This window comes from Sphingomonas bacterium, from assembly GCF_903644135.1.
Classification (GTDB): domain Bacteria; phylum Pseudomonadota; class Alphaproteobacteria; order Sphingomonadales; family Sphingomonadaceae; genus Sphingomonas.
Genome location: NZ_CAHJXA010000338.1, coordinates 1 through 2938, shown reverse-complemented (window position 1 = coordinate 2938; position 2938 = coordinate 1). Strand labels below are relative to the sequence as shown.

Genomic DNA, 2938 nt, shown 5'->3' with positions numbered 1-2938 from the left:
AGCCGGCCGCAGCGGTGGCGGGATGGTGCCCTCGCTCGCCTGGAACGGCCCGGTCGCCACCGCGTCGCCGTAACGGACCAGCGCCGCCAGCGCGATCGCGACCTTGCGGGGATTGCCTGCGCGGCCAGCGGCTGCCGTATCGGTCGAGGAGGGCGCAGTCCGGTCGGCCACGATGCCAGCGCTCTGCCTCGGCGATCTGGCCGGGCGCGCGAGCGGCCAAGGCGCGATCGCGGGCCGGTCGACGGGGGCAAGCCATTGGTGAGGATCGATCGCGATCAGTCCATCGCTGCCGCTCGACGCCGGCACCGCGCCGACGGGCACCACCGCAACCGGCCACAGCAGGACGACCCGCGCCGCGGTCCAGCCGCCCAGCGTCACCGCCAGGAAGCGCAGCGGGCGGCCGCGCCGCTTCACCCGGCCGCTTCGACGGCAGGATATTCGTGCTCGGTCTTGTCCCACACCGGCGCGGCCCCGAGCAGCATCGCCGCGTAGATCGCCAGCGCCCGTGGCGCCGCGGCCAGCGAGACGGTGTTGCCGACCAGGAAACGCGGCACGGCGCGCAACCCCTCGCGCCAGCCATAGTCGCGGGTCGTGAAAGCGACACGCATCGCCAGCCGCCACGCCAACATCGCCATGTTGAACGCGAGCAGCCAGGCCGGAGCCATCACCGGGACCGGCTCGCCGCTCCAGGCGTGCAGCAGGTCGTCGAGCGCCCAGGCGAGCAGCGCGGCATAGGCGGCGGCGAGCACCAGCACCGCCAGCGGCGCGCGCCGGTCGCGCATTCGCATCCAGTGATCGGTCAACTGGGTCGGCCGCGCCCAGCCGGTCCGGTCCCAGCCGGCGAGCGCGATCCCAACCATCCAGCGCGCCTTCTGCCGTGCCGCCGCCGCGAAATCGCCGGGGAAATAGGCGCGCACGGCGACCGGCTCACCGCCGTCGTCGCGATAGCGCGCGAAGACGCCGCGGCCACCCAGCTCGGCGATGGCGAGGCCGAGCTCGTAATCCTCGGTCAGGCTGGTCGGCTCGAACGGCAGGCCGCCGCGGGTCTCGGCGATGCGCCGCAGCATCGCCGTCGCGATCGCGCAGCCGGTGCCGGCAAGCGGCATCCCGGCCCCGAGCGCGGCGCGCATGACCATCTGCTTGCCATGGCTCTCGGCGAACTCGTCGGCATAATGACCCGACACCATCGGTGCCTTGGGGTGGACCAGTGGCAGCACCGGCAGCTGCACCACGTCGGCCTCGCCGAGCAGCGCGGCGCACACCCGCAGCTCGTCGGGGTGAACGACGTCCTCGGCGTCATGGAGCATCGCCGCGACGAAGCCTCGTCCGCTCGCCGCCTCCTCGCGCAGCAGCGCGCGCCAGGCGGCGTTGAGGTTGTCCGCCTTGGTGGTCGGTCCGGGCCGCGGGTTGACGACCAGCCGCACCCGCCCGTCGCGCTCGGCAACGCGGGCGATTGCGTCGACCGTCGCACGGTCATTGGCATAGGCGGCGACGAAGATCAGATAGTCGCGATGGCGGTAGCGGCCGAGCGTCGCGGCCAGCATCGCGCCGATCACCGCCGCTTCGTTCCAGGCGGGGACCAGGATCGCGAAGCGCGTGGCGGTCGCCGGCTCGGGCAGGTCGCGCACCCATGGCTGCGGCTCCCGGCCGCGCCACAGCCGGCGCAGCAGAAACAGGCCGTCGAGCGCCAGGTCGTCGACACCGCCAACCATCAGCCCTGCGGCGGCGAACAGCATCAGCTCGCGCGTGATCGAGTCGACGATGTCGATGATGCCCCGGCCCTCCCTTGCCTACATCAGACCATCACGATCCGAACGGCAAGCGGGAAGACGCGGCCAACGCAAACTGGCCGTATAGGAAGGTTAGGGCGTGTCGTGTCCCGCACCGCCGCCGGCACCTGGCCCGACCCCGCCTGCCCCGACCGTGCCGATGTTGCCGAACAGATCCTGGAAGAAGCCGCGCTTGCGGCCAAGCGTCGGCGTGGTGTGGCTGTCGGGACTGACCGAGGCGATCTGTTCCAGGCTGCCCTTGCGGATGGTGGCGACGTTGCCGGCGGCGTCGAAGCCGATCCTGAGCGCCACCTGGCCGACCGGATGCGGGTTGCGGAAGGCGTAGTTGCGGCTGTCGCGAGCGACGTAGTACCAGTCCTGCGCGCCGAACTGGCTGGCGAAGCTGGGCTTGCCCAGGGTCGCCAGCACCGACTGGCGATTGTCGATCCCCGGCCGCACCGAGTTCACTAGATCGGCATCGATGATATAGCCCTGGTGCGAGCGCAGCGGCGCGCAGGCACCGGCAAGCGCGGCGATGCCCAGAGCGGCCAGCAGGGCGGGGCGGAGGAACAGGGGACGCATCGAACACTCCCGGACGAGCCCCGGACGGGCAGGCGGCGACGATTGCATCGCTCGCCGATCGGTTCGATAGGCGAGGTCGCGCGCGCAGACAAGCCGCGCGCCGATGGCCGGAAGGAACGAACGGTGCTGGCGTGGCTGAAGAGGTGGCGAGGCGATCGCAGCGAAGCGCTGCCGCTGTACCAGGCGGTGGTCGCGCGCGGTCGCGAGCCGCACTGGTATCTGGCGGGCGCGGTGCCCGACACGCTCGACGGCCGCTTCGACATGATCGCGGCGGTGCTGACGGTCGTGCTGCTGCGGTTGGAGACCGATCCCGCCGGGGCGGCGACCGCCGCCTGGGTGACCGAGCGCTTTGTCGACGACATGGACGGGCAGTTGCGTGAGATCGGCATCGGCGACATCATCGTCGGCAAGCATATGGGCCGGATGATGGCGATGCTGGGTGGCCGGCTGGGGGCTTATCGCGACGGGCTGGCGGCGGGCGACCTCGCGCCGGCGCTGGTGCGCAACCTCTATCGTGGCGAACCGCCGGCGGCCGATGCGGTGGCGCATGTCGCGGCGGCGCTGACCGCCTTGTCGCGCTCGCTCGC

Annotated in this window: 3 protein-coding genes and 1 pseudogene; 1 reads left to right on the top strand and 3 read right to left on the bottom strand. The window is 72.0% G+C overall.

Features of this window, described 5'->3' with window-relative positions; translation table 11 throughout:
- From HUU96_RS14065 to HUU96_RS14055, 3 genes and pseudogenes are all read right to left on the bottom strand, one after another.
- A pseudogene (locus tag HUU96_RS14065) lies at positions 1-414 on the bottom strand (hypothetical protein); the annotation flags it as partial.
- The gene (locus HUU96_RS14060; protein ID WP_368039779.1) at positions 411-1763 is read right to left on the bottom strand and encodes a glycosyl transferase family protein; all 1353 of its coding nucleotides are present in this window, start codon (positions 1761-1763) and stop codon (positions 411-413) included. The pseudogene HUU96_RS14065 and the gene HUU96_RS14060, both read right to left, overlap by 4 nt.
- A gap of 99 nt (positions 1764-1862) precedes the next feature.
- A complete protein-coding gene (locus tag HUU96_RS14055; RefSeq protein WP_174293368.1) occupies positions 1863-2351 on the bottom strand; it encodes an outer membrane protein assembly factor BamE in 489 nt (162 codons plus the stop codon).
- A 126-nt stretch (positions 2352-2477) separates the two neighbouring features.
- On the opposite strand from HUU96_RS14055, the gene HUU96_RS14050 reads away from it, so the two are divergent.
- A partial coding sequence (locus HUU96_RS14050) for a ubiquinol-cytochrome C chaperone family protein (protein WP_438827089.1) occupies positions 2478-2938 on the top strand: 461 nt, incomplete at its 3' end.

What these genes read in the sequence shown, in the direction of transcription:
- HUU96_RS14055 (WP_174293368.1), bottom strand. Translation starts at nt 2,351, where the DNA reads ATGCGTCCCCTGTTCCTCCGCCCCGCCCTGCTGGCCGCTCTGGGCATC.